Source organism: Streptomyces sp. CT34 (assembly GCF_000805335.1).
Taxonomy (GTDB): Bacteria; Actinomycetota; Actinomycetes; order Streptomycetales; family Streptomycetaceae; genus Streptomyces.
The window spans coordinates 4,516,119-4,540,024 of the sequence record NZ_KN708638.1; the positions used below are offsets into that span (position 1 = coordinate 4,516,119).

Sequence of the window (23,906 nt, forward strand, 5' to 3'; positions counted from 1 at the left end):
GGATGTGCCCTAGGGGCTCCGCGGTCGGGCCGGGGGCGGGGCGGGGACGGGCGGGCGCCGCGGCCGGGGTCGGGCGGCGGCGTCGCGGCCGGGTACAGGCATTACGCTCGGCCCATGACCAAGTGGGAATACGCAACCGTGCCGCTGCTCGTGCACGCGACCAAGCAGATTCTGGACACCTGGGGCGAGGACGGCTGGGAGCTGGTCCAGGTCGTGCCCGGCCCGAACAACCCCGAGCAGTTGGTGGCCTACCTGAAGCGGGAGAAGGCGTGAGCGGCGTAGAGGACAAGATCGCGTCGCTGGGCCTGAAGCTGCCGGAGGTGGTGCCTCCGCTGGCCACGTACCAGCCCGCGGTGCGCTCCGGCGCGTACGTCCACACCTCCGGCCAGCTGCCCATGGTGGCCGGCGCGCTGCTCGCCACCGGCAAGGTCGGTGCCGAGGTCGGCCCCGAGCAGGGCAAGGAACTCGCCGCGACCTGCGCGCTGAACGCGCTGGCCGCCGTGAAGTCCGTCATCGGCGACCTCGACAAGATCGTGCGGGTCGTGAAGGTCGTCGGGTTCGTGGCCTCCGCGCCGGACTTCACCGGGCAGCCGGGCGTCGTCAACGGCGCCAGCGAGCTGCTCGGCGCGGTCCTGGGCGACAAGGGCGTGCACGCCCGTTCCGCGGTCGGTGTGGCGGTGCTGCCGCTGGACGCGCCGGTCGAGGTGGAGATCCAGGTCGAGATCGCCGACTAGGGCCTGCTCCGGCGGGCCAGGGCCGGAAAGGCCCTGGCGGTTCGCCCGTGGTGCGCTCGCGTCCGGATGCCGCCCTCGCCCCCGAGGGGCACTCGAACATCCGCGCGCGAGCGCATAGCATCCGGCCATGTCGTCGACGACCAATGGCCAGTGGTATCCGCCGGAATGGCCGGACCGCATCCGGGCGCTCGCCAACGGCGAGCTGACCCCGCCCGCGCCGCGCAGGGCCGCCACGGTCCTGCTGCTGCGGGACACCGGTACCGGCGGCCCCGCCGTCCACATGCTGCGCAGACGCGCCTCCATGGCCTTCGCCGGAGGCGCGTACGCCTATCCGGGCGGCTCCGTCGATCCGCGTGACGAGCGCCCCGTGGAGTGGGCGGGGCCCTCGCGCGCCGAATGGGCGGTGCGGCTGGGCGTCGAGCCGGCCACCGCACAGGCCATCGTGTGCGCCGCGGTGCGCGAGACCTTCGAGGAGGCGGGCGTGCTGCTCGCCGGGGACTCGGCCACCACGGTCGTCGCGGACACCACCGGCGAGGACTGGGAGGCGGACCGCGCGGCGCTGGTCGCCCACGAGCTGTCGTTCGCCGAGTTCCTGGGGCGCCGCGGGCTGGTCCTGCGGTCCGACCTGCTGGCCGCCTGGGCGCGCTGGATCACCCCGGAGTTCGAACCGCGCCGCTACGACACGTTCTTCTTCGTCGCCGTGCTCCCGGAGGGCCAGCACACCCGGAACGCGTCCACGGAGGCGGACCGCACGGTGTGGATCCGGCCCGGGGAGGCCGCCGCCGGCTACGACTGCGGCGAGCTGCTGATGATGCCGCCGACCATCTCCACGCTGCGCTCGCTCCAGCCGTACGCCGCCGCCGCGGACGCGCTGGCCGCGGCGGCGGCGCAGGACCTGACGCCGGTGCTGGCGCAGGCCCGGCTGGCGGGTGACGAGATCGTGCTGAGCTGGCCGGGACACGACGAGTTCACCAAGCACATCGCGACGACGGACGACGGGCCGTCATCCACCAACGGCCCCTCGGGAGGAACCCCCGCATGACCGAAGCAGCCGCCCTCCCGGGCCAGCCCCGCGGCGGAGTCGTCTCGGGCCGGGCCACCGCGCGCGCGTACTGCGTCCTGGCCCCGAACCCGTCCGCGATGACGCTGGACGGCACCAACACCTGGATCGTCGCCGAGCCGGACTCCGGCCTCGCCGTCGTCATCGACCCCGGGCCGCTCGACGAGGGGCACCTGCGCGCCGTCATCGACACCGCCGAACGGGCCGGGCAGCGCGTCGCGCTGACCCTGCTCACCCACGGGCACCCCGATCACGCCGACGGGGCCGCGCGCTTCGCCGAGCTGACCGGCAGCTCCGTACGGGCGCTGGACCCGGCGCTGCGCCTGGGGGACGAGGGGCTCGAAGCGGGCGATGTCATCACCACCGGGGGCCTGGAGCTGCGGGTGGTGCCCACCCCGGGGCACACCGCGGACTCGCTCTCCTTCCATCTGCCCGCCGACGGCGCGGTCCTGACGGGCGACACGATCCTGGGGCGCGGCACCACCGTGGTCGCGCACCCCGACGGCCGGCTGGGCGACTACCTGGACTCGCTGCGCCGGCTGCGCTCCCTCACCGTCGACGACGGCGTCTCCACGGTCCTGCCGGGCCACGGGCCGGTGCTGAACGACGCCCAGGGCGCGGTGGAGTTCTACCTGGCGCACCGGGCCCACCGGCTCGCCCAGGTGGAGACCGCGGTCGAGGCCGGCCACCGTACCCCCGCCGAGGTCGTGGCGAGCGTGTACGCGGACGTCGACCGCTCCCTGTGGCCGGCCGCCGAGCTGTCGGTGCGGGCCCAGCTGGACTACCTGGACGAGCACGGGCTGATCTAGGTCCTGTCGTCACACTCCCGCCTGCTGGGCGGCGCCCCGGACGCGCCCCCGCCCGAACCGCCTTCGCATGGCTCGGGCGGGGGACCCCCTTCGCCGCACCTGGCAACGACCCCAGTACGCCAAGTACAGGGGCCGTCGCCCGGCACGCCGAGAGCACGCACCGGACGCCGCCCGGCCCGCCCTTCGGGCGGACGACGGGAGTGTGACGACAGGACCTGGGCGTGGTGTCCGGGGGCAGCCTGCGGGCCCGCAGCCTCCCGTTTCGTTCGCCTCGGGGCGTGAGCCCGGGGCGGAGGCCGCGTCAGGGCGCCTGCGGGCGGGGGGTCTTCGCACCGTGGACGGCCAGGTACTCCTCCGCGAGCCAGGGGGCGAGTCCGGAGAGCAGCTCGGTCAGCAGCCCCGGGTACGCGGCGGGCGTCCGGGCGGCGCGTGCCGCGGCGCGCATCTGCTCGGCGTGCGCCGGGTAGTAGCGGCCGAACACCTCAGCGGACTCGGTGAGGTCGCTGGTCCAACCGCCCCAGCGCGGCATCACCAGGGTGAACCCGGTCCGTACCAGGTTCCGGGCCACCCCACGGGTCAGCCGGGCGCGTTCCTCCTCGGACGCGACCGCGGCGGCCCGTTCGCGCAGGCCGGGCAGCCGGCGGAAGAGGTCGCCGTTGGTCTCCCGGGCGAGGAGCGAGGTGGGGCGGTAGCGGGGCAGCCCGGCCGTCAGGTCCGGGCCGCTGAGCGGGGTGCACAGGCAGGCCACGAACCAGGCCATGTCGTACCGCTCCTGCTCGCCGAGCAGCCGGTCCGCCCCGATCAGCAGGATCCCGGCTCCGTCGATCTGCGGGAAGGCGGCGTCCAGTTCCGCCTCGACGGCACGGGCGGCGGCCCGATCGGCGTCGCCGGGCTCGTCCCGTAGGACGAGGAGTGCGTCGAGGTCGGACACCCCGGGGACGGCGGTGCCGCGCGGGATGCTGCCGTAGAGATAGCTGCTGACCACTCTTCCGGGAGGGAAGCGGGCGGTCAGCCGCGCGGTCAGCTCCGCCACCACCGGTGCGAACTCTGCCGGCACCCGGTCCAGGTCCCCTTCCCGTACGAAGCAGCCGTCCTGGTCGAGTCCCGGGCCGTGGGGGCCCCTGCCGCCATCCATGGCCGCCACTATGGCGGGGCGGCGCGGCGGGCCGCGAGCGCATTATCCGGCGCGCGTACGGCCAAGGGCCCTGCCGGAGCGGGGCCCTTGGTGTGGTGGCGTGGACGGGAGGCGTCAGCGCGAGCGCTTGGCCAGCCGCTCGACGTCCAGCAGGATCACGGCGCGCGCCTCCAGGCGCAGCCAGCCGCGGCCCGCGAAGTCCGCGAGCGCCTTGTTGACGGTCTCCCGGGAGGCGCCGACCAGCTGGGCCAGCTCCTCCTGCGTCAGGTCGTGCACGACATGGATGCCTTCCTCGGACTGCACGCCGAAGCGGCGCGACAGGTCGAGCAGGGCGCGCGCCACGCGGCCCGGCACGTCCGAGAAGACCAGGTCGGACATCTGGTCGTTGGTCTTGCGCAGCCGCCGGGCGACCGCGCGCAGCAGAGCGGTGGCCACCTCGGGGCGGGCGTTGAGCCAGGGCTGGAGGTCGCCGTGGCCCAGGCCGAGCAGCTTGACCTCCGTGAGGGCGGAGGCGGTGGCCGTACGCGGGCCCGGGTCGAAGAGCGAGAGCTCACCGATCAGCTCACCGGGGCCGAGCACGGCGAGCATGTTCTCCCGACCGTCCGGGGAGGTGCGGTGCAGCTTCACCTTGCCCTCGGTGACCACGTAGAGGCGGTCGCCGGGGTCCCCTTCGTGGAACAGGGCGTCGCCGCGGGCGAGCGTGACCTCTCCCATCGAGGCGCGCAGCTCGGCCGCCTGCTCGTCGTCGAGCGCCGCGAAGAGCGGGGCGCGCCGCAGAACGTCGTCCACGAGATCTCTCCTTGTCGACATGCTCCGGGGGACTGTGGTCCCCATCATGCCGGAATGCAAAACAGTGCGATCAATCACAAGTTTGCCGGACCCGTGGCCCAAGCCATACGGCAGGGGGCCGATTGGGGTCACGAATCCTGGTGATCGGGTCGGATGTCAGTGGGTGGCCTTAGTCTGGCCGAGTGTCCAATACGCCGGTGAGAGCAGAGGACTGGGGGGCCGACGGAGTGAGCCCAGGACGCGATTCCGCTGTGGGCGAACACCGGCCCACAGGCGTCTTGAATACAGATAAAAGTAACAAATCGCCCTCCAGGGTGACGACCGGGCGTAGGCCGGCGGAGCGCCGGTCCGGCGCGTCGCAACCCGAGGCGAAGGAGACGGTCGTGAAGGAATCCCCCGCGAAGTCGGCAGCGGCCAGGAAGGCCGGCGCGAAGCAGGCCGCGGCCGAGAAGGCGCCCACGAAGAAGGCCGCGGCGTCGGCCGCGGCGCCCGCCAAGAAGGCTGCGGCGAAGAAGGCTGCGGCGCCCGCCAAGAAGACGGCGGCGAGGAAGGCCGCGGGCGCCGCGGCCCCGGCCGGGAAGGCCGCCGCGCGCAAGCCGGAGTCGCGGGTGGCGATGGTGCGGCGGGCCCGCCGGATCAACCGCGAGCTGGCCGAGCTGTATCCGTACGCCCATCCGGAGCTGGACTTCACCAACCCCTTCGAGTTGCTGGTCGCGACGGTGCTCTCCGCGCAGACCACCGACCTGAGGGTCAACCAGACCACCCCGAGGCTGTTCGCCGTCTGCCCGACGCCCGAGGACATGGCCGCGATCGCCCCGGAGGAGCTGGAGGAGCTGATCCGCCCGACCGGCTTCTTCCGTGCCAAGGCGAAGTCCCTGATCGGACTCTCCACCGCGCTGCGCGACCGCTTCGGCGGCGAGGTCCCGGGCCGCCTGGAGGATCTCGTCACGCTCCCGGGGGTCGGCCGCAAGACCGCCAATGTGGTGCTCGGCAATGCCTTCGGCGTTCCCGGGATCACCGTCGACACGCACTTCGGCCGACTGGCGCGCCGGTTCGGCTGGACGACCGCGCAGGACGCGGAGAAGGTCGAGGCCGATGTCGCCGCGATCTTCCCCAAGAGCGAGTGGACGATGCTGTCGCACCGCCTGATCTTCCACGGCCGCCGCGTCTGCCACTCCCGCAAGCCCGCCTGCGGGGCCTGCCCCGTCGCCCCGCTGTGCCCCGCGTACGGCGAGGGGGAGACGGACCCGGACAAGGCGAAGAAGCTGCTCAAGTACGAGCTGGGCGGCCAGCCGGGACAGCGGCTGAAGCCGCCGGCCGGCTATCCGGGGCAGCCCGCGCCCCCGCTGGCGAGCGCGTAACGGCGCGTGCCATGACCGAGCGCCATGACCGCAGGGACCGCGGGGTCCGCTTCACGAGGGGACACCGACCATCGACGCGATGCCTGAGGGGGCGCGTGTGACGAGTGCACGGGAGCAGTACGGCGAGTCGGCAGCGGCCCGCGCGGCGGCCGGCCGGGAGGCCACGGTCACTGTCGAGGGCCTGCCCGAGTGGCTGGTCCCGGTGGCCCGTGCGGCGGCCACGATGGAGCCGCGCCAGCTCAGCCGCTTCCTGCCGCCGGAGGACGGCGGCCGGCAGTCCGCCGTGCTGGTCCTCTTCGGCCACGGCGCCCGAGGGCCGGAGGTGCTCCTGATGGAGCGGGCCGGCACCCTGCGCTCCCATGCGGGCCAGCCCTCCTTCCCCGGCGGCGCGCTCGACCCGGAGGACGGCGACCCGGAGGGGCCCGGCCCGGTGCGGGCGGCGCTGCGGGAGGCCCAGGAGGAGACCGGCCTCGATCCGTCCGGGGTCCAGGTCTTCGGGGTGCTGCCGCGGCTCTACATCCCGGTCAGCGGCTTCGTCGTGACGCCCGTCCTGGGCTGGTGGCGCACGCCGAGCCCGGTGGGTGTGGTGGACCGGGCGGAGACCGCGCGGGTCTTCACGGTTCCCGTGGCGGATCTCACGGATCCGGCGCATCGGGTCACCACGCGCCACCCCAGCGGCCACATCGGCCCGGCGTTTCTTGTCGAGAACGCCCTGGTCTGGGGTTTTACCGCCGGAGTGATCGACCGGATCCTGCACTACGCGGGCTGGGAGATTGCATGGGACCGCGACAAGCAGGTCCCGCTCGACTGGCGCTCGTGAGACGGTGTCCGGCGTGAACGTCCTGGACATTCTGCTGCTGATCGCGGCTGTGTGGTTCGCGATCGTCGGATACCGGCAAGGCTTCGTCGTCGGCATCCTGTCCGTGATCGGCTTCCTCGGGGGCGGTCTGATCGCGGTGTATCTGCTGCCCGTGATCTGGAACGAGGTCACCGGCGACGCCAAACCCGGTACCTTCGCGGCCATCGCGGCGGTCGCCATCGTGATCGTCTGCGCGTCCGTGGGCCAGGCGCTCACCACCCACCTCGGCAACAAACTCCGCCGCCACATCACGTGGACACCGGCGCGGGCGCTGGACGCGACCGGCGGCGCGCTGGTCAACGTCCTGGCGATGCTGCTGGTCGCCTGGCTGATCGGCTCCGCCCTCGCCGGGACGTCCCTGCCGACGCTCAGCAAGGAGGTCCGCAACTCCAAGGTGCTGCTGGGTGTCTCCCGGGTCATGCCGCCGCAGGCCAGCACCTGGTTCGCGGACTTCTCCTCGGCGCTCGCGCAGAACGGCTTCCCGCAGGTCTTCACGCCGTTCTCCAACGAGCCGATCACCTCCGTCCCGGCGCCCGACCCGCAGCTGGCCAACGGCCCGGTGGCGGCGGACGCCAAGCACAGCATCGTCAAGATCGTCGGCAAGGCGCCCAGCTGCGGCAAGGTCCTGGAGGGCAGCGGCTTCGTGTTCGCGCCGCACCGGGTGATGACCAACGCCCATGTCGTCGGCGGGGTCAGCGATCCCAAGGTCCAGGTGGGCGGCGAGGGGCTGCCGCTGAACGCCAAGGTCGTGCTCTACGACTGGGAGCGCGACATCGCCGTTCTGGACGTTCCGCATCTGCGTGCCCCGGAGCTGAAGTTCGCCACGAAGGACGCCGCCACCGGCAACAACGCCATCGTCGCCGGCTTCCCGGAGAACGGCTCCTACGACGTCCGCCCGGCCCGGATCCGCGGACGTATCCAGGCCAACGGCCCGGACATCTACCACCGCGGCACGATCGGCCGCGATGTCTACTCCCTCTACGCCACGGTCCGGCAGGGCAACTCCGGCGGCCCGCTGCTCACCACGAAGGGCGAGGTCTACGGCGTGGTCTTCGCGAAGTCGCTGGACGACTCGCACACCGGCTACGCGCTGACGGCCGACGAGGTCCGCCAGGACATCGCCAAGGGGCGTCGGGCGACCCGGCAGGTCGACACGGAGGGCTGCGCGATCTGAGGCCGGGGCCGGGGCCGCGAACCGATCCGGTGGGGACGGGGCGCGGCCCGCTGCGGGCGGCGCTCGCGCGGCGCGCGCCGGCGCGGGTCAGCTGCGGGGATGCCGCAGCCGCGCGCTCATCCAGCGTGCTCTGCGGCGCAGGATGCGCGGGATGCCCATCGGGTGCGCCGGGTCGGGGGACGGACCTGACCTGAGGTCCGGGGCGCCCCTGTCCTGAGTGCCCACTGCAGCGGCACTGCTGCGGCGGTTGCGTGCCACGTCACGGTAGTCGTGCGTCCAGCCCATACCTTCGACTCTGCCCGTGGCCCATGGTCCGTAACCGCCTCGGAGGGGGCCAATCGGCCTATGCGCGAGGCAATTGGCTGTTCGTCAGACGAACGTTCGCGGCGCTCCGGCGGGGTGTTCGCTCAGCGGTTCCCGGCGTTCGCCCGGCGGACCCGGCGGGCTCCGTCAGCGGTCCGGCTCCGGGTCCTTGAGCCAGTTGACCAGCTCCGTGGAGAAGGCCGCCGGGTCCTCCTCGTGGGGCCAGTGCCCGAGGCCGTCGAAGAGCCGCCAGCGGTAGGGGGCTTCCACGTATTCGCCGGATCCGGCGGCGCTGCGGGTGCGCATCACCGGGTCCAGCGAGCCGTGCAGATGCAGGGTCGGGACCCGTACGGGCAGTTTCATCCGGCGGTTGAACTGGATGCCGTCGGGGCGGGCCAGCGAGCGGACCATCCAGCGGTACGGCTCGATCGAGCAGTGCGCGGTCGACGGGATGCTCATCGCCCGCTGGTAGACCGCGACCGTCTCGTCCTCCGGGAGCCGGGGGCCGGACCAGTCGCGGATCATCCGGCCGACCAGCGCCGCGTCGTCGGCCAGCAGCCGGCGCTCCGGCAGCCAGGGCCGCTGGAAGCTCCAGATGTGCGAGCTGCGCGCGCTCTGCCGGACGTCGGCGAGCATCGCGGCGCGCCACCGCCGTGGGTGCGGCATCGACGCCACCGCGAGCCGGCGCACCAGCTTGGGCCGCATCACCGCGGCCGTCCAGGCCAGGTAACCGCCCAGGTCGTGGCCGACGAGCGCGGCGTCCGGCTCGCCGAGCGAGCGGATGACGCCGGTGATGTCGAGCGCGAGGTTGGCCGGGTCGTAGCCGCGCGGGGTGCGGTCGCTGCCGCCGACGCCGCGCAGGTCCATGGCGACCGCGCGGAACCCCGCGTCGGCCAGCACCGGGAGCTGGTGCCGCCAGGTCCACCAGAACTGCGGGAAGCCGTGCAGCAGTAGCACCAGCGGGCCGTCGCCCATCTCGGCGATGTGGAAGCGCGCGCCGTTGGCCGCGACGTCCCGGTGCGTCACCTCGCGCTCACCGGGGACGTCGAGCTGCACGACCGAGGCGGTGCTGTCAGGGGCTGTCATGACTACGAGCGTGTCACAGTCTCCAGGACCGGGTGGTCCGGGAGCTCTTCGCGGGGGTGCGGCTTCGCCTTCTGGAGGACGGCCGCGGTCTCCTTGGCGGAGGCGATCGACTTCTCCGGCTTCTTGATCTTCTTGAGCTTGGCCAGCGCGATGAGGATCAGCAGTGCGGCGATGGCCAGGAAGGCGCCGCCCACGATCAGGAACGACCAGGCGAGGCCGAGCCCCAGGTTGTGGATGCCGTACGCCGCCGCGAAGCTCAGTACCGGCAGCGCGAACAGCGCCAGCGCGCCCGCCACGACGAACGCGGCGCTGCCGATGCCCGCCCGCTTGGCGTCCTGCCGCAGCTCGGCCTTGGCCAGTGCGATCTCGTCGTGCACCAGCGCGGACATCTCGGCGGTCGCCGTGGCCACCAGCTGCCCGAGGCCGCGTTCCGCACTGTCGTCGGCTGCGCTCATCGCCGTCTCCCTCTTCTCTTCACCTGGATGCAAAGCCTCTCAGATCATGCCGGACCATCGTCCACGGCGCGGGCGCCGGAGGCCACTTCGGCCAGACGCCGGTGCTCCGCGGCCTTGGCTTCGAGGATCTGGGCCATCCGCAGGTGGTACTCCGGCTTGTCGAGTTCGTAGATGTCGGGGATGCCGTCCTGGTCCTCGTCGCGCTCCTCCTCTTCGCAGAGGCGGCGGTACTTGTTGTTGCGGATCTTGAGGAGGATGCCGGCGAGGAGGGCCGCGAGCAGCGAGCCGATCAGGACCGATGCCTTGATCTCGTCGGCCAGTGCCGGGTTCTTGGCGAAGGCCAGCTCGCCGATGAGCAGGGAGACGGTGAAGCCGATGCCGGCCAGGGAAGCGACGGCGAAGACGTCCGGCCATCTGAGGTCGGGGTTGAGTTCGGCCTTGGTGAAGCGGGCGGTGCACCACGTACCGCCGAATATCCCGAGCGCCTTGCCCACGATCAGGCCGAGCACCACACCCAGCGTCTCGGGCCGGGTGAAGACGTCGTGGACCGCGCCGCCGGATATCGACACCCCGGCGGAGAACAGCGCGAAGAGCGGCACCGCGAGGCCGGCCGACAGCGGGCGCACCAGGTGCTCGATGTGCTCACCGGGCGACTGCGTCTCGCCGTCGCGGCGGTGGCAGCGCAGCATCAGGCCCATGGCGACGCCGGCGATGGTGGCGTGCACCCCGCTGTTCTCCATCAGGGCCCAGATCACCACGGCGAGCGGGACGTAGACGTACCAGCCGCGGATGCCCTTGCGTAGCAGCAGGTAGAAGATCACCAGGCCGACGGCGGCGAAGCCGAGCGCCAGGAAATTGATCTTCGAGGTGAAGAAGATCGCGATGATCAGTATCGCGAAGAGGTCGTCGACGACGGCGAGGGTGAGCAGGAAGGCGCGCAGCGCGGACGGCAGGGACGTGCCGATGACGGCGAGGACGGCGAGCGCGAAGGCGATGTCGGTGGCGGTGGGGACCGCCCAGCCCTTGAGGGAGCCGCCGCCGATGACGTTGACGGTGAAGTAGACGACGGCGGGCGTGGCCATGCCGCAGATGGCGGCGATGACGGGGAGGGCGGCGGCCTTGGGGTCGCGCAGTTCGCCGGCGACCAGTTCGCGCTTGAGCTCGATGCCGGCGACGAAGAAGAAGACCGCGAGCAGTCCGTTGGCGGCCCAGTGCTGGAGCGAGAGGTCCAGGCCGAGCGAGGCCGGGCCGATGTGCAGGCCGCGGACCGCCTCGTAGCTGCCGCCGAGGGTGTTGGCCCAGATGAGCGCCGCCACGGCGGCCACGAGGAGCAGGACCCCGCCCACGGTCTCGGCGCGCAGCGCGTCGGCGATGAAGTTCCGCTCGGGCAGCGGCATCCGGCCGAGGAATATGGAGCGGCGGTTGCTGGGCGCAGTCACGCGGTTGACCTCCGGCAGCTGTGAACGGCAGTAGCAGTTGCCGACCAGACTTCCCGGCGCACCCAGAGTTTCTTAGCGCGTCATTGACGCGGTGCCCACTTTACCGGCCGGGTGCAAGGGGTGAGGGCGTGGGGTTAACTTTACGGGTATTTCGGGCGGGCTGCCGGGGGCGGTGGCCCACAAACGCCGGAGGGGGCACCGGCCGCGACGGCCGGTGCCCCCTCCGTGAAGGCAGGGAGGCAGCTCGGACAGCTCAGTCCTCGCTTGCCGCGCTCGGCAGCTTCGCCTGGATCAGGTCCATGACGGAGGAGTCGGTGAGCGTGGTGACGTCGCCGAGGTCGCGGTTCTCGGCGACATCGCGCAGCAGCCGCCGCATGATCTTGCCGGAGCGGGTCTTGGGCAGCTCCGCGACCGGCAGGATCCGCTTGGGCTTGGCGATCGGCCCGAGTTGCCGGGCGACGTGTGCGCGCAGCTCGTCGACCAGGCCCGCGTCCTCCGCCGCGCCGCCGCGCAGGATGACGAAGGCGCAGATGGCCTGGGTGGTCTGCGGGTCGGTGGCGCCGACCACCGCGGCCTCGGCCACCTTCGGGTGCGCGACCAGCGCGGACTCCACCTCGGTGGTGGAGATGTTGTGGCCGGACACCAGCATCACGTCGTCCACCCGGCCGAGCAGCCAGATGTCGCCGTCCTCGTCCTTCTTCGCGCCGTCCCCGGCGAAGTACTTGCCGGGGAAGCGGGACCAGTACGTGTCCAGGTAGCGCTGGTCGTCGCCCCAGATGGTGCGCAGCATCGCCGGCCACGGCTCGGTCAGCACGAGGTAGCCGCCGGATCCGTCCGGGACCTCGTTGGCGTCGTCGTCGACGACCGTCGCGGCGATACCGGGCAGCGGCAGCTGCGCCGAGCCGGGCTTGGTGTCCGTCACGCCCGGCAGCGGGCTGAGCATCATCGCCCCGGTCTCGGTCTGCCACCAGGTGTCCACGATCGGTGCCGTGTCCGCCCCGATGTGCTTGCGGTACCACATCCACGCCTCGGGGTTGATCGGCTCGCCGACCGACCCCAGGACGCGCAGCGAGGACAGGTCGAACTTCGCCGGGATGTCGTCGCCCCACTTCATGCAGGCACGGATCGCGGTGGGCGCGGTGTACAGGATCGTCACGCCGTACTTCTGGACGATCTCCCACCAGCGGCCCTGGTGCGGGCTGTCCGGAGTGCCCTCGTAGAGCACCTCGGTCGCGCCGTTGGCGAGCGGTCCGTAGGTGATGTACGAGTGGCCGGTCACCCAGCCGACGTCGGCGGTGCACCAGTAGACGTCGGTCTCCGGCTTGAGGTCGAAGACCGCGTGGTGGGTGTACGCGACCTGGGTCAGGTAGCCGCCGGTGGTGTGCAGGATGCCCTTGGGCTTACCCGTCGTCCCGGAGGTGTAGAGGATGAACAGCGGGTGCTCGGCGTCGAACGCCTCGGGGGTGTGCCGGTCGCTCTGCCGGTCGACGAACTCGTGCCACCACACGTCCCGTCCGTCGGTCCAGCCGATGTCCTGCTGTCCCGTACGGCGCACGACCAGGACGCTGCGGACGTCCTCCGTACCGGGCCGGCTCAGCGCCTCGTCGACGGCCGGCTTGAGGGCGGACGGCTTGCCGCGGCGGTAGCCGCCGTCGGCGGTGATCACCACCCGGGCGTCGGCGTCCTGGATACGGGTGGCCAGCGCGTCCGCGGAGAAGCCGCCGAAGACGACGGAGTGCGGGGCGCCCAGCCGCGCGCAGGCCAGCATGGCGACCACCGCCTCCGGGATCATCGGCAGGTAGATGGCGACCCGGTCGCCGCTGCGCACTCCCAGGGCGGTCAGCGCGTTGGCGGCCTTGCACACCTCGCGCCGGAGCTCGGCGTAGGTGATCGTGCGGGTGTCGCCCGGCTCGCCCTCGAAGTGGATCGCGACCCGGTCGCCCAGGCCGTTCTCCACATGGCGGTCCACGCAGTTGTAGGCGACGTTGAGTTTGCCGTCGGCGAACCACTTGGCGAACGGTGGGTTGGACCAGTCAAGGGTCTCGGTCGGCTCGGTCGCCCAGGTCAGGCGCTTGGCCTGGGTGGCCCAGAAGCCGGGCCGGTCCGCCGCGGCCTCGTCGTACGCGGTGGCTGTGACGTTGGCGTGCGCGGCCAGGTCGGCGGGCGGCGCGAACCGCCGCTCCTCCTTGAGCATGTTGGAGATGGAAGGACGCTTGTCCATGTCGACGGCTCCCGAGGACGCAGTGGTGTAGACCAATAGGCCGGTAGGCCAAATGCTCAATGATCAAGCGGAGGTTGGTCAACCCCCATCGATCCTGGCACTAACGACGCGCCTGGTACAGCGTCACTCGGGGGCGGCGTGTGCACCCCGGCGCGACGGGGCGTCCGCCGGGCCGTCCTACGGGTCAGACCCGGGCCATCCGCGCATCGGCGTGGACCGCGTGGAACCACCCGCTGGGCTCGTCGAGCACATACGCCTGGGCCTCGGCGACGTGGAAATACATGCCGTGCAGCGTGAGCGAGCCCTCCGCCATCCGGCGGGCGACGGACGGATGCGCCCTGAGGTGGTCGAGCTGCTGGCGGACGTTGACCAGCGCCAGCCGCTCCTGGTCGTCGGCCACCGGCCGTTCGCCGAGGGCGACTTCGCCCCTGCCCAGCCGCCCGATGCGCGCCATACGGGCCAGGCTCGGGCGGCCGTGCCGCAGCCAGCGGGCCAGCGGGGTCGCCGCGGCCGGCTCCGCCGGGGAGCCGAGCAGTGCCGCCATGGCGCCGCACCCCGAATGCCCGCAGACGGTGATCGAGCCGACCCGCAGCACGTCGACCGCGTACTCGATCGCCGCGCCCACCGAGTCGCAGGAGGCGTCCGAGCCGGGCGGCGGCACCAGATTGCCGATGTTGCGGACGGTGAACAGGTCGCCCGGACCGCTCGACGTGATCATGCTCGTCACCAGTCGGGAGTCGGCGCAGGTCAGGAAGAGCTGGGTGGGCCGCTGCCCCTCCCTGGCCAGCCGGGCCAGCTCCTCGCGCACCAGCGGTGCGGTGTGCCGCTGGAACGCGCTGATACCGCCCAGCAGTTGGCTGCCGCTGCTCTCGTGGGGCGTCGCACGGTCCGGGGCGGGCCGGGTGCAGTGGTGGTTGCGCCAGGGCGTCCACGGGTGGCAGGCGTGTGCGCCGGCCGGCTCGGCGACCGGGCGGCCCGAGTGGCCCCCGAGGCTCACCCGGCCGCCGCTCGCCCGATGGGTGGCCGACCAGGACTGGAGCGCCTCGTAGGCGGTGTGGTCCATGAACGAGCCGCACAGCTCGACGGCGGCGTGGGCGCCCGGTGGCACCAGGGCCAGCGCCCGGGTCAGCCGCGGCACCGCCAGGAACGTCAACTGCCCGCTGACGCGCACCCGGTGGCCGCCGTCCTCCTCCGTCACCGCGACCCGGGTGCGGGTCAGCCGGCGCAGCGCCAGGAAGACCCCGACGGCGATGCCGGTCAGTACGCCCTGGAGCACACCGAGGAGCACCACCGCGCCCAACGTGGCGGCGTACACCGGGAATTCGCGGTGCCGCTGGACATGCCGGAGGTGCGCGAAACCCACCATCCGTACGCCGGCGACCATCACCAACGCGGCGAGCGCGGTCAGCGGGATCAGCTCCAGCACCCCGGCCAGCAGGCCCGCGCACAGCAGCACCCAGACGCCGTGCAGCACGGTCGCCCGGCGGGTGGCCGCACCGGCCCGCACGTTCGCCGAACCGCCGATCGCGCCCCCGGAGACGGGCAGCCCGCCCACCAGCCCGGAGACGATGTTGGCCACCCCCTGGCCGGCCAGCTCGCGGTTGAGCTGCGGCCGTGCCGCCGGGGCCCCGGGCCGTTCGGTGGCGAGCCGGTCCACGGCCGCCGCGGACAGCAGCGACTCCGTACTGGCGACGAGGGTGACGGTCAGGACCGCTGCGGCGACGGCCGCCACGGACGCGTCCGGCAGCACCGGCAGCTCGGGCAGCCGCCAGGACGGCAGTTGGACACTCCCCCAGCTACCGCCGGGGGTACCCCCAGGCACCGTCGCCGCGGCGACCGCGGTCGCGGCCAGCACCGCGGCCAGAGGGGCCGGCAGCAGCCGCGCCCAGCGCCCGACGCGTCCCGGCAGCCGCGGCCAGCCGGCCAGTACGGCGACCGTGACGGCGCCGATGGCGAGCGCGGCGGCATGCGGATGCGTCAACTGGCCGGGCAGCGCCACGGCGTTGTCGACGGCCGAGCCGTCCGGGCCGCCGCCGAGCACCACATGGAGCTGTCCGACGGCGATGGTGACGCCGATACCGGCGAGCATGCCGCGCACGATCGCCGGGCTGACCGCCAGGGCGGCGCGGGCCACCCGTACTGCCCCCAGGGCGAGTTGGGCGAGGCCGGCCAGGACCGTGATCGCGCAGGTGGCGCGCCAGCCGTAGCGCTGGACGAGGTCGGCGGTGACCACCAGGAGGCCGGTGGCCGCGCCGCTCACCTGGAGCGGGGCGCCGCCGAGCAGGCCCGCGACGATCCCGCCGACCGCCGCGGCGACCAGGCCGGCCTGGAGCGGGGCACCGGTGGCCAGGGCGATGCCCAGCGACAGCGGGACGGCGAGCAGGAAGACGACGACGGAGGCGGAGATGTCGCCGCGCCAGGCCGCGCACCGGGCTCCTTCTCGGCGGCGGGGGCCGGGCACGGCGGGCGTACCGGGCCCGGGAGGGAGCTCGGTCCGTGGCGGCTGCGGCGACTTCTGGATCTGCGACATTCCCGTCTCCTCCGGGGCGGCGCGCCCGCGCGGGGTGCGGGCGTGGGGCGGCGGTGTACTGCGGCGGGACGCGAGCCGGCCGGCGGACGTCGCGATGGGCAACGTGCCGGTGACTCTCAAGCATCGGTAAATGAATCGTAATGGAGCGTAAAGCCTCCGAGCGGCTATTTCGGGCATACGGGTCGCGCGTTCCGTCTATCGAGTGAATAAGGAGACGGCCGCCTTGCCGCTTTACTCATTTGTCAAGGCATATAGAGATTTAGGAGTGGTTTTTTCGATAAATCACCCCGAGGGCGCGCCGGCACCAGGAATGAGGTGGCTGATGGCGGCCATATCGAAGACGACGGCACGCCTTGCGGTCGCGGTGGTGCTGGCGGCGGTAGCCGGCTGTACCGGGGCAGCCCGGGGAGGGCCGCCGCAGGGCACCAGAAGGGGGCGGGCGGAGCCGCCCGGGACCCCGCCCGCACGGTCCGCCTCATAGGCGACGGCTCGACCGCGTACACCGGGGCGCAGCCGCACCAGCCGCGGCCCCAGCGCATCGAGCCGGGCGGGAAACCACCGCAGTTCGTGGTCTTCTCCTGGGACGGGGCGGGGGAGGACGGGCAGAAACTGTTCTCGCACTTCCGGGCCGTCGGCAAGAAGTACGGCGCGACGATGACGTACTTCCTCAGCGGCGTCTACCTGCTCCCCGGCGACAAGGCGGAGCTCTACGAACCGCCCCGGCACGAGCCCGGCACCTCGGCGATCGGCTTCAACGACATCCAGGGGATCAGGGACACCGTGGCCCAGCTGCGCGGCGCCTGGGAGGACGGCAACGAGACAGGCACCCACTTCAACGGCCACTTCTGCGGCCCCGACGGGGGCGTCAGCAGCTGGACACCGGAGGAGTGGCGGAGCGAGATCGAACAGGCCGTGTCCTTCGTCCGGAACTGGAAGGCCAACTCCGGCCTCCGGCACGAGCCGCCGCTCCCGTTCGACTACGCCAGGGAACTGGTGGGGGGCCGCGCGCCCTGTCTGGAAGGGCAGCGCAATCTGATACGTGCACTGCGTCAGCTTCAAGCAGCTGAGCGACTGGCTGGACGCCCAGGAGCCTCAGGTGCTGGCGCGGTTGCAGGAGCTGCCGGTGGGTCAGGAGCCGAAGGAGGGCTGGGTGGCGTACCTCTCCGATCCCCGCGAGGCGCCCGGCCCGGAGCAGGCGGCCCGGGTCAGGCCGGTTGCGGGGTAGCCGTCCCCTCGAAGAGCACGAAGGCGGGGTCGACCTGGGCGGCCAGGTCGGCGCCGGTCCGGGCGTTGCCCCAGCTCTCCGCGTTCTTCAGGTGGAAGTGCACCATCTGGCGCGTGTAGCGCTCCCAGTCGCGGCCCTCGTAGGACGCGTCGGCGGCGTCGTGCAGCGCCTCCAGGGCGCGGCGGTTGGCCTCCTCCAGCAGCGCGAAGGGGGCCGGGCGGCCCTTCTCCACGGCGCGCACCCAGTCGGAGTGCCCGACGCTCACCAGCAGGTCGTCGCCCACCTCGGCGCGCAGGAACGCCAGGTCGTCGGGGCCCTGGACCTTGTTGCCCACCACCTTCAGCGGGACGCCGAAGTCCTGGGCGTACTCCTTGTACTGGCGGTAGACGGCGACGCCCTTACGGGTCGGCTCGGCGACCAGGAACGTCATGTCGAAGCGGGTGAACATCCCGGAGGCGAAGGAGTCCGAACCGGCGGTCATGTCGACCACGACGTACTCCGCGCGGCCGTCCACGAGGTGGTTCAGGCACAGCTCGACCGCACCGACCTTGGAGTGGTAGCAGGCAACGCCCAGATCGGACTCGGTGAACGGGCCGGTGGCCAACAGCCGCACGGCTCCGTCATCGAGGGTCACGGTGCGGGCGCAGGCGTCGTAGACAGGGTTGTCCTCGCAGATCCGCAGCAGCCGCGAGCCCTCGCCGGGCGGCGTCGTCTTGATCATCGTCGCGGTGGACGGGATCCGGGGGTTGGCACCGCGCAAGTAGTCCTTGATCAGCGGGAGATGAGCGCCCATCGCGGGCAGCGCGGCGGCCTCCGCCTCGTGCAGGCCGAGCGCGACGCCCAGGTGCTGATTGATATCGGCGTCCACCGCGATGACGGGGACCCGGGCCGCGGCCAGCTGCCGGATGAACAGCGAGGACAGGGTGGTCTTGCCGCTGCCGCCCTTGCCTACGAAAGCGATCTTCATGTTCACCAAGCGTAGGTGCGAGATAGCGCTCCGCAAGAGGTTTACGTGAAGAAGACCACTCCTTCGAGGGGTCCGGCCTCGTGGTGCGTAGGGTCGTCCTCATGGCTGGAATCTCCGGGGGGACGACCCCCGAACCCCCGAAGGCGAGCGCCGATCCGCTCGCGGCGCTGGCGACGCTCCCCGGCGTGACCGACGCCGTGGACTCCGTACGCAAGGCCGTCGACCGGGTCTACGGGCACCGGATCATGCGGCGCCGCAGCACCGAGATCACCGCCGAGGCGGCGCTGCGCGGAGCCCGTGCCTCCGCGGCTCTCTCGGGGGCCGACTGGGCGCTCGAAGAGGTCCGGCGGCGTAGCGATTTCGGTGTGCCGGGCGAGCCGTGGACGGTCGGTGCGGCGCTGCGGCTGACCGCCGAGGCGGGCCAGCTGCTGAGCGTGTGGCGGCAGTCGCCGCTGCGGGTGCTGGCGCGGCTCCATCTGGTCGCGGCTGGCGGCGGCGCGGCGGACGAGACCGTGGGCCGGCCCCGGCTGGGCACCGAGCCGGTCGACGAGCCGCTGGTCGAGCTGGAGCTGCCGGACGCCGACGAGGTCGCCGGGCGGCTGGACGGACTGGCGCGGCTGCTGCTGGCGGGCACCGAGGCGCCGGCCCTGGTGACCGCCGCGGTGGTGCACGGCGAACTGCTGGCGCTGCGGCCCTTCGGTTCGTACAACGGGCTGGTCGCGCGGGCGGCGCAGCGCCTCGTACTGGTCGGCAGCGGGCTGGACCCGAAGGCCGTCTGCCCGGCAGAGGTGGGCCACGCCGAACAGGGGAGTGCGGCCTACGCGGCGGCCCTCCAGGGCTACGCCTCGGGGACGCCGGACGGCGTCGCGCAGTGGATCGCGCACTGCGGGCGCGCTGTCGAGCTGGGCGTACGGGAGAGCACCGCCGTCTGCGAGGCCCTGCAGCGCGGCGCGGCGTGAGCGGCGCTCAGCGCCCCTGAAACTGGTTGCGGCGGTACCAACCCTGAGGTACCGCCGCTGGCACGTCCGCCGAGTTACCAAGCGTGCACGATATTTGCCCATCAGGTCGGAATCGTTGTCCGGTTACCTGGTGCGGCTGGCCCGTAATCGACGGGTCGGCGTCGCGTGGGTGCTCGGCATTCATGCATCGGTCCGTGGGCCTTGATGCGTTAAAGGTGTTCCTCTCGGATGTCCTTGGTCTCGCGGGCCGTTACACCCTTTGTACTACTCATGGGGAGCAATCGGAACCCCAGCCCCCAGATCTTTACGTTTGGCCACAAATGCGGGCATTAGGACGCGGTGTTTCTTTCCGGTATTGCGGCGGTTCGCGTACCACACCAGGGTCGCGGTCGCGGCAGCCGCGCCCACCGCGGCGACGGCGGCGAGCACCGGCCGCGAGGGCATCGACAGCGACGGCAGCCGCTGCTTGAGCGGCACCGGCCGGCTGAAGGTGCGCACCGGCCAGCCGCGGGCGACCGCCTCGCGGCGCAGCGCCCGGTCGGGGTTGACCGCACAGGGGCGGCCGACCGTTTCCAGCATCGGCACGTCGGTCACCGAGTCGCTGTACGCGTAGCAGCGCCGCAGGTCGTATCCCTCGGAGGCGGCCAGCTCCCGGACGGCCTCCGCCTTGGTGGGTCCGTAGGCGTAGTACTCCACCTCTCCGGTGAACCGGCCGTCCTCGCCGACGACCATCCTGGTGGCCACGACCCGGTCCGCGCCCAGGAGTTCGCCGATCGGCTCGACGACCTCGGCGCCGGAGGTCGAGACGATCACGACGTCCCGCCCGGCCGCGTGGTGTTCCTCGATGAGCGAGGCGGCCTCGTCATAAATGATCGGGTCGATGAGATCGTGCAGTGTTTCGGCGACGATCTCCCGGACCTGTGCCACATCCCAACCGCGGCACAGTGAGGAGAGATATTCGCGCATCCGCTCCATCTGGTCGTGATCCGCGCCGCCCGCGAGGAACACGAACTGGGCGTACGCGGTGCGCAGTACGGCCCGCCGATTGATCAGGCCGCCTTGGTAGAACGACTTGCTGAAGGTCAGCGTGCTCGACTTTGCAATGACGGTCTTGTCCAAGTCGAAGAACGCGGCAGTACGGGGAGTCGAGTGAGGCACGGAGTGGTTTTCCACGGGGCGAGCATAGGCGCCCACCATTCGGCGTAAGGTGTGGCGCGTGGGTTTGCCTGAGAAGGCTCTCGGGTACACCATGGAAGTCACGGATCGTTCGCGACCGTGCTAACCCGGTCCGGCTCCTCCCCCCCCGAGTCGGCCGTGGGGACGACCCCCGCTCTCCCCCCCGGCGGGGGTCGTCGCATGTCCGGACGCCTTTTGCGTCGTGGGCCCCCGATCCACCGGCCGTGCGGGCATACCCCTGCGGCATCGCTTGTCATGCATACGCCATCACCCACCGTAGTCGTCGGACTGCTCAGCGGAGGCTTCTCTCACGCCTCAGAAGTCCCCGTTCGTCGCTGGAATAGGTGACAGGGATATTCACAACCGCGGAGTTGTCCACAGTTTTGGGTCAAGATCCACGGAGATTTCCCGATCGCTGCACCGTAAAAGTCCGCGGAGTTCGCGGAGGTGTGAGTTGTGTAGCGATAGGGGGACAGAACGTGTCCGGATCATCTACTTCCGACCAGCCGGTGCGAAGTGGTGAAGAGCGGGACGGGCCGCTGCTGATCACCGAGGACGAAGAGCTCCTCGACGACCTTCTGCGGCTGTGCGCGGCGGCCGGTGCACTGCCCGAAGTGGGTTCCGTCCTTCCGGTCGGTAAATCGGGCGGAGAATCCGCGCCGCTGCTGATCGTCGGCGCGGACTGCGCCGCCCGGTTATCCGGTGAAGGGCGCCGCGCGGGCGTCATTCTCGTCGGCCGGGACGCGGACGACACCGCGCTGCTGCGCCAGGCGGTGGCCATCGGGGCGGAGCGGGTGCTGGCGCTCCCCGAGGGCGAGCGCTGGCTGGTGGACCGGATCGCCGACGCGGTCGAGGGAGTGGGGCCGCCCGCCCTGACGGTCGGCGTCATCGGCGGGCGCGGCGGCGCCGGGGCGAGCACGCTGGCCGGTGCGCTGGCGGTCACCGCCGCCCGTACGGGGGAGCGGACCCTGCTCGTGGACGGCGATCCGCTGGGCGGCGGGATCGACGTGCTGCTGGGCGGCGAGAAGGAGAAGGGGCTGCGGTGGCCCGCGTTCGCCGAATCGCGCGGCCGGGTGGCGGGCGGCGCCCTGGCGGAGTCGCTGCCGCGGATGCACTCCCTGCGGGTGCTCAGCTGGGACCGGGGCGCCGAGGTCGCCATCCCGCCCGCGGCCATGCGCGCGGTGCTGGCCGCCGCGCGGCGGCGGGGCGGCGCGGTGGTCGTGGACCTGCCGCGCCGGATCGACGACACGGCGGCGGAGGCGCTGGCCCAGGTGGACCTGGGGCTGCTGCTCGTTCCCGCGGAGCTGCGCGCGGTGGCGGCGGCGCGGCGGGTGGCCGACGGGGTGCGGATGGTGCTCCGCGATGTGCGGGTGGTGGCCTGCGGTGCCCCCGGGCTCCAGTACGGCGGCGGACTGCCGGCGGCGGAGGTGGCCCGGCTGATGCGGCTGCCGCTGGCGGGTGAACTGCCCTGGGAGGACGGGGTGGTGGAGGACCTGGCGCGTGGTGCGGTGCCGGGGGCGGACGCGCGGGGGCCGCTGGCGCGGTTCTGCGCGGGGTTCTGGGGACGGGTGCGGGGCGGCGGCGTCGGGGATACGGGGGCGGCGGCCGGCGGGGACGCAGGGCCCGGCGGAGCGCAGGGGGGTGTGCCGGTATGAGGCGGCGGCTGCGCGGTGCGGTGCGGTGGTGGCCGGCGGGGGCCGGTGGTGCCGCGGTCGGGTGCCGGTCCGGAGGCTGGTGGCGGGACGGGCTCCGGTGCGGTGCGGGGTGGTGGTCCCGTAGGGGCCGGGGTGCCGGCCGTTCATCGGGCGCCGGATGGCTCGGGGCTGCCGGCGGGGGCGGTGTCCTCGTATGAGCCAGGAACTGCTGGAGGTGGTGCGCCGGCGGCTCGCCGAGGCCGGGGCGGAGGCGACGCCGGCCCGGGTGGCGGTGGCGCTGCGCGAGGCGGGGCGGCTCCTCGGGGACGCCGAAGTGCTGGGCGTGGTGGGCGCGTTGCGGTCCGAGATGGTGGGCAGCGGGCCGCTGGAGCCGCTGCTGGCCGCGCCCGATGTGACGGATGTGCTGGTGACCGCTCCGGACGCGGTGTGGGTGGACCGGGGCAGCGGACTGGAGCGTACGGATGTCCGGTTCCGGGACGCGGCCGAGGTGCGCAGACTGGCTCAGCGGCTGGCGGCGGTCGCCGGGCGGCGGCTGGACGACGCCCGGCCGTGGGTGGATGCCCGGCTCCCGGACGGCACCCGGCTGCACGCCGTGCTGCCCCCGGTGGCGGTCGCCGGGACGTGCCTGTCCCTGCGGGTGCTGCGGCCCCGGGCCTTCGCCCTGCCGGAGCTGGTGGCGGCCGGGACGGTCCCTCCCGGCGGCGAGCGGCTGCTGGTGGCGCTGCTGGCGGCCCGGCTGTCCTTCCTGGTCAGTGGGGGTACGGGCTCCGGCAAAACCACGTTGCTGAGCACGCTGCTCGGATTGGTCGGCCCGGCCGAGCGGATCGTGCTGGCCGAGGACTCGGCGGAGCTGCGGCCGGACCATCCCCATGTGGTGCGGCTGGAGACCCGGCCGGCCAATCAGGAGGGTGTCGGCCGGGTCACCCTGCGGGATCTCGTGCGGCAGGCGCTGCGGATGCGCCCGGACCGGCTGGTGGTCGGCGAGGTGCGCGGCCCCGAGGTGACCGATCTGCTGGCGGCGCTCAATACGGGACACGAGGGGGGTTGCGGGACGGTCCATGCCAATGCCGCGTGCGACGTCCCGGCCCGGCTGGAGGCGCTCGGGTCGACCGCGGGGCTGGACCGGGCGGCGCTGCACAGCCAGTTGGCGGCTGCGCTGTCCGTCGTGCTGCATCTCGTACGGGACCGGGCCGGCCGGCGGCGGATCGCCGAGGTCCATGTCCTGGAGCGGGATCGCGACGGCCTCGTGGTGACCGTGCCGGCCGCGGTCTGGGGTCCGGACGGGTTCCAAGAGGCGCGCGGCTGGGGGCGGTTGACGCGGCTGTGCGAGAGGGGTGGGGAGGGGTGCTGACGGCTGGGGCGGGGCCGGTGGTGGTCGCCGTGCTGGGTGCCGGGGGCGCGGTCCGGGCGGCCGCCGGTTGCCGGCGGGACGCGGCGCTGCGGAGGCGGGTGGCTGCGGTGCTCGACGGCGGAGCGGCGGTGTCCGATTCGGCGGCGCGGTGGCGGGCCCGGTGGCGCGCGTGGTGGGCGGGTCGGGTGGTCGACGGGGCGGCGGGGCGGCGGTGGCGGCTCGGTCGCCGGGACGGGGTCGGGGCGGAGCTCTGGTGCCTGCCGGCGGGCATCGGGTTGGGACTGCTGGGGCGGTCGGTGCTGCCGGTGGTGGCGGCGGTGGCGGGCGTGGTCGTCGTACGGCGGTGGTTGGCCGCGCGGGGGATACGGCGGCAGGCGGACCGGCGGGCGGCGGCGGTGATCGCGCTGTGCACGGCGGTGGCGGGGGAGCTGCGGGCCGGGCAGCAGCCGGACCGGGCCCTGGTCGCGGCCGGGGCGGAGGAGCCGGGGCTGGGGGAGGCGGCGGCGGTGGTGCTGGCGGCGGCGCGGTACGGGGGTGACGTTCCCGGGGCGCTGCGGGCGGCGGCGCGGCTGCCGGGTGCCGAGGGGCTGACGGGGATGGCGGCGGGGTGGCAGGGGG

At 72.9% G+C, this 23,906-nt stretch carries 21 protein-coding genes and 1 pseudogene; 12 read left to right on the plus strand and 10 right to left on the minus strand.

The features are described from left to right. The first annotated feature begins 114 nt into the window (after nucleotides 1–114). The 4 genes from RZ84_RS38205 (at nucleotide 115) to RZ84_RS19760 (ending at nucleotide 2,603) form a co-directional block, all read left to right on the plus strand. A complete protein-coding gene (locus RZ84_RS38205; RefSeq protein ID WP_003967454.1) occupies nucleotides 115–273 on the plus strand; it encodes a DUF4177 domain-containing protein in 159 nt (52 codons plus the stop codon). After that, a complete protein-coding gene (locus tag RZ84_RS19750; protein WP_043265405.1) occupies nucleotides 270–734 on the plus strand; it encodes a RidA family protein in 465 nt (154 codons plus the stop codon). Before RZ84_RS38205 ends, RZ84_RS19750 begins: the two co-directional genes overlap by 4 nt. A gap of 127 nt (nucleotides 735–861) precedes the next feature. Next, nucleotides 862–1,776, plus strand: coding sequence for an NUDIX hydrolase (locus tag RZ84_RS19755; protein WP_043265406.1), 915 nt, complete (start codon nucleotides 862–864; stop codon nucleotides 1,774–1,776). Continuing rightward, the gene (locus RZ84_RS19760) at nucleotides 1,773–2,603 is read left to right on the plus strand and encodes an MBL fold metallo-hydrolase (RefSeq protein WP_043265407.1); all 831 of its coding nucleotides are present in this window, start codon (nucleotides 1,773–1,775) and stop codon (nucleotides 2,601–2,603) included. The genes RZ84_RS19755 and RZ84_RS19760 overlap by 4 nt, the downstream gene beginning before the upstream one ends. 301 nt (nucleotides 2,604–2,904) lie before the next feature. Here the strand turns inward: RZ84_RS19760 and RZ84_RS19765 are convergent, their stop codons facing one another. Beyond that, nucleotides 2,905–3,738 carry a nucleotidyltransferase domain-containing protein gene (locus RZ84_RS19765; protein WP_043265408.1) on the minus strand — a complete coding sequence of 278 codons (834 nt, stop codon included), beginning with the start codon at nucleotides 3,736–3,738 and terminating at the stop codon, nucleotides 2,905–2,907. A gap of 114 nt (nucleotides 3,739–3,852) precedes the next feature. Then, nucleotides 3,853–4,527, minus strand: coding sequence for a Crp/Fnr family transcriptional regulator (locus RZ84_RS19770; protein ID WP_006604164.1), 675 nt, complete (start codon nucleotides 4,525–4,527; stop codon nucleotides 3,853–3,855). 383 nt (nucleotides 4,528–4,910) lie between these two features. Here RZ84_RS19770 and nth point away from each other — a divergent pair, with 383 nt between their 5' ends. From nth to RZ84_RS19785, 3 genes are all read left to right on the plus strand, one after another. Beyond that, nucleotides 4,911–5,888 (plus strand): endonuclease III, encoded by a 978-nt coding sequence (gene nth / locus RZ84_RS19775; RefSeq protein WP_043265409.1) that lies wholly within the window; start codon nucleotides 4,911–4,913, stop codon nucleotides 5,886–5,888. Nucleotides 5,889–5,985: 97 nt separating this feature from the next. After that, on the plus strand, nucleotides 5,986–6,708 hold the full coding sequence (locus RZ84_RS19780) for an NUDIX hydrolase (RefSeq protein ID WP_043265410.1): 723 nt from the start codon (nucleotides 5,986–5,988) through the stop codon (nucleotides 6,706–6,708). A gap of 13 nt (nucleotides 6,709–6,721) precedes the next feature. Continuing rightward, the gene (locus tag RZ84_RS19785) at nucleotides 6,722–7,921 is read left to right on the plus strand and encodes a MarP family serine protease (protein ID WP_043265411.1); all 1,200 of its coding nucleotides are present in this window, start codon (nucleotides 6,722–6,724) and stop codon (nucleotides 7,919–7,921) included. Between the two features lie 87 nt (nucleotides 7,922–8,008). On the opposite strand, the gene RZ84_RS41420 is transcribed toward RZ84_RS19785, so the two are convergent. The 6 genes from RZ84_RS41420 to RZ84_RS19810 all read right to left on the minus strand — a co-directional run bounded on the left by RZ84_RS41420 (nucleotide 8,009) and on the right by RZ84_RS19810 (nucleotide 15,955). Next, nucleotides 8,009–8,206 carry a hypothetical protein gene (locus RZ84_RS41420; RefSeq protein WP_078893990.1) on the minus strand — a complete coding sequence of 66 codons (198 nt, stop codon included), beginning with the start codon at nucleotides 8,204–8,206 and terminating at the stop codon, nucleotides 8,009–8,011. Between the two features lie 165 nt (nucleotides 8,207–8,371). Continuing rightward, nucleotides 8,372–9,310: an alpha/beta fold hydrolase gene (locus RZ84_RS19790; protein WP_043265412.1), complete on the minus strand. Its 939-nt coding sequence runs from the start codon at nucleotides 9,308–9,310 to the stop codon at nucleotides 8,372–8,374. A 2-nt stretch (nucleotides 9,311–9,312) separates the two neighbouring features. Beyond that, nucleotides 9,313–9,765 (minus strand): phage holin family protein, encoded by a 453-nt coding sequence (locus tag RZ84_RS19795; protein ID WP_043265413.1) that lies wholly within the window; start codon nucleotides 9,763–9,765, stop codon nucleotides 9,313–9,315. A gap of 44 nt (nucleotides 9,766–9,809) precedes the next feature. Continuing rightward, nucleotides 9,810–11,162 carry a Na+/H+ antiporter NhaA gene (gene nhaA / locus RZ84_RS19800; protein WP_241778076.1) on the minus strand — a complete coding sequence of 451 codons (1,353 nt, stop codon included), beginning with the start codon at nucleotides 11,160–11,162 and terminating at the stop codon, nucleotides 9,810–9,812. 295 nt (nucleotides 11,163–11,457) lie between these two features. Then, on the minus strand, nucleotides 11,458–13,425 hold the full coding sequence (acs, locus tag RZ84_RS19805) for an acetate--CoA ligase (RefSeq protein WP_043265415.1): 1,968 nt from the start codon (nucleotides 13,423–13,425) through the stop codon (nucleotides 11,458–11,460). Nucleotides 13,426–13,609: 184 nt separating this feature from the next. Continuing rightward, the gene (locus RZ84_RS19810; RefSeq protein ID WP_043265416.1) at nucleotides 13,610–15,955 is read right to left on the minus strand and encodes a bifunctional SulP family inorganic anion transporter/carbonic anhydrase; all 2,346 of its coding nucleotides are present in this window, start codon (nucleotides 15,953–15,955) and stop codon (nucleotides 13,610–13,612) included. Between the two features lie 322 nt (nucleotides 15,956–16,277). On the opposite strand from RZ84_RS19810, the pseudogene RZ84_RS19815 reads away from it, so the two are divergent. Beyond that, nucleotides 16,278–17,180 (plus strand): annotated as a pseudogene (locus RZ84_RS19815) (hypothetical protein). Here the strand turns inward: RZ84_RS19815 and RZ84_RS19820 are convergent. Then, a complete protein-coding gene (locus tag RZ84_RS19820) occupies nucleotides 17,161–18,147 on the minus strand; it encodes an ATP-binding protein (RefSeq protein ID WP_043265417.1) in 987 nt (328 codons plus the stop codon). The pseudogene RZ84_RS19815 and the gene RZ84_RS19820 overlap by 20 nt on opposite strands. Nucleotides 18,148–18,248: 101 nt before the next feature. On the opposite strand from RZ84_RS19820, the gene RZ84_RS19825 reads away from it, so the two are divergent. Beyond that, nucleotides 18,249–19,106, plus strand: a complete 858-nt coding sequence (locus tag RZ84_RS19825; RefSeq protein ID WP_052230036.1) for a Fic family protein — start codon at nucleotides 18,249–18,251, stop codon at nucleotides 19,104–19,106. Nucleotides 19,107–19,370: 264 nt separating this feature from the next. Here the strand turns inward: RZ84_RS19825 and RZ84_RS19830 are convergent, their stop codons facing one another. Continuing rightward, the gene (locus tag RZ84_RS19830) at nucleotides 19,371–20,303 is read right to left on the minus strand and encodes an HAD family hydrolase (RefSeq protein WP_043265418.1); all 933 of its coding nucleotides are present in this window, start codon (nucleotides 20,301–20,303) and stop codon (nucleotides 19,371–19,373) included. A gap of 458 nt (nucleotides 20,304–20,761) precedes the next feature. Between RZ84_RS19830 and ssd the strand changes: the two genes are divergently transcribed. From ssd to RZ84_RS39855, 3 genes are all read left to right on the plus strand, one after another. Further along, nucleotides 20,762–21,937: a septum site-determining protein Ssd gene (gene ssd, locus RZ84_RS19835; RefSeq protein ID WP_052230037.1), complete on the plus strand. Its 1,176-nt coding sequence runs from the start codon at nucleotides 20,762–20,764 to the stop codon at nucleotides 21,935–21,937. Nucleotides 21,938–22,130: 193 nt separating this feature from the next. Beyond that, a complete protein-coding gene (locus tag RZ84_RS19840) occupies nucleotides 22,131–23,288 on the plus strand; it encodes a TadA family conjugal transfer-associated ATPase (protein WP_043265420.1) in 1,158 nt (385 codons plus the stop codon). Continuing rightward, a partial coding sequence (locus tag RZ84_RS39855; RefSeq protein WP_052230038.1) for a hypothetical protein occupies nucleotides 23,282–23,906 on the plus strand: 625 nt, incomplete at its 3' end. The genes RZ84_RS19840 and RZ84_RS39855, both read left to right, overlap by 7 nt.

Bases quoted from the DNA above. Each gene is read 5' to 3' on its own strand.
- RZ84_RS38205 (WP_003967454.1), top strand. From the start codon at position 115: ATGACCAAGTGGGAATACGCAACCGTGCCGCTGCTCGTGCACGCGACC.
- RZ84_RS19755 (WP_043265406.1), top strand. From the start codon at position 862: ATGTCGTCGACGACCAATGGCCAGTGGTATCCGCCGGAATGGCCGGAC.
- RZ84_RS19760 (WP_043265407.1), top strand. From the start codon at position 1,773: ATGACCGAAGCAGCCGCCCTCCCGGGCCAGCCCCGCGGCGGAGTCGTC.
- RZ84_RS19765 (WP_043265408.1), bottom strand. From the start codon at position 3,738: ATGGATGGCGGCAGGGGCCCCCACGGCCCGGGACTCGACCAGGACGGC.
- RZ84_RS41420 (WP_078893990.1), bottom strand. From the start codon at position 8,206: ATGGGCTGGACGCACGACTACCGTGACGTGGCACGCAACCGCCGCAGC.
- RZ84_RS19790 (WP_043265412.1), bottom strand. From the start codon at position 9,310: ATGACAGCCCCTGACAGCACCGCCTCGGTCGTGCAGCTCGACGTCCCC.
- RZ84_RS19795 (WP_043265413.1), bottom strand. From the start codon at position 9,765: ATGAGCGCAGCCGACGACAGTGCGGAACGCGGCCTCGGGCAGCTGGTG.
- nhaA (WP_241778076.1), bottom strand. From the start codon at position 11,162: ATGCCGCTGCCCGAGCGGAACTTCATCGCCGACGCGCTGCGCGCCGAG.
- acs (WP_043265415.1), bottom strand. From the start codon at position 13,425: ATGGACAAGCGTCCTTCCATCTCCAACATGCTCAAGGAGGAGCGGCGG.
- RZ84_RS19810 (WP_043265416.1), bottom strand. From the start codon at position 15,955: ATGTCGCAGATCCAGAAGTCGCCGCAGCCGCCACGGACCGAGCTCCCT.
- RZ84_RS19820 (WP_043265417.1), bottom strand. From the start codon at position 18,147: ATGAAGATCGCTTTCGTAGGCAAGGGCGGCAGCGGCAAGACCACCCTG.
- RZ84_RS19825 (WP_052230036.1), top strand. From the start codon at position 18,249: ATGGCTGGAATCTCCGGGGGGACGACCCCCGAACCCCCGAAGGCGAGC.
- RZ84_RS19830 (WP_043265418.1), bottom strand. From the start codon at position 20,303: ATGGTGGGCGCCTATGCTCGCCCCGTGGAAAACCACTCCGTGCCTCAC.
- RZ84_RS19840 (WP_043265420.1), top strand. From the start codon at position 22,131: ATGAGCCAGGAACTGCTGGAGGTGGTGCGCCGGCGGCTCGCCGAGGCC.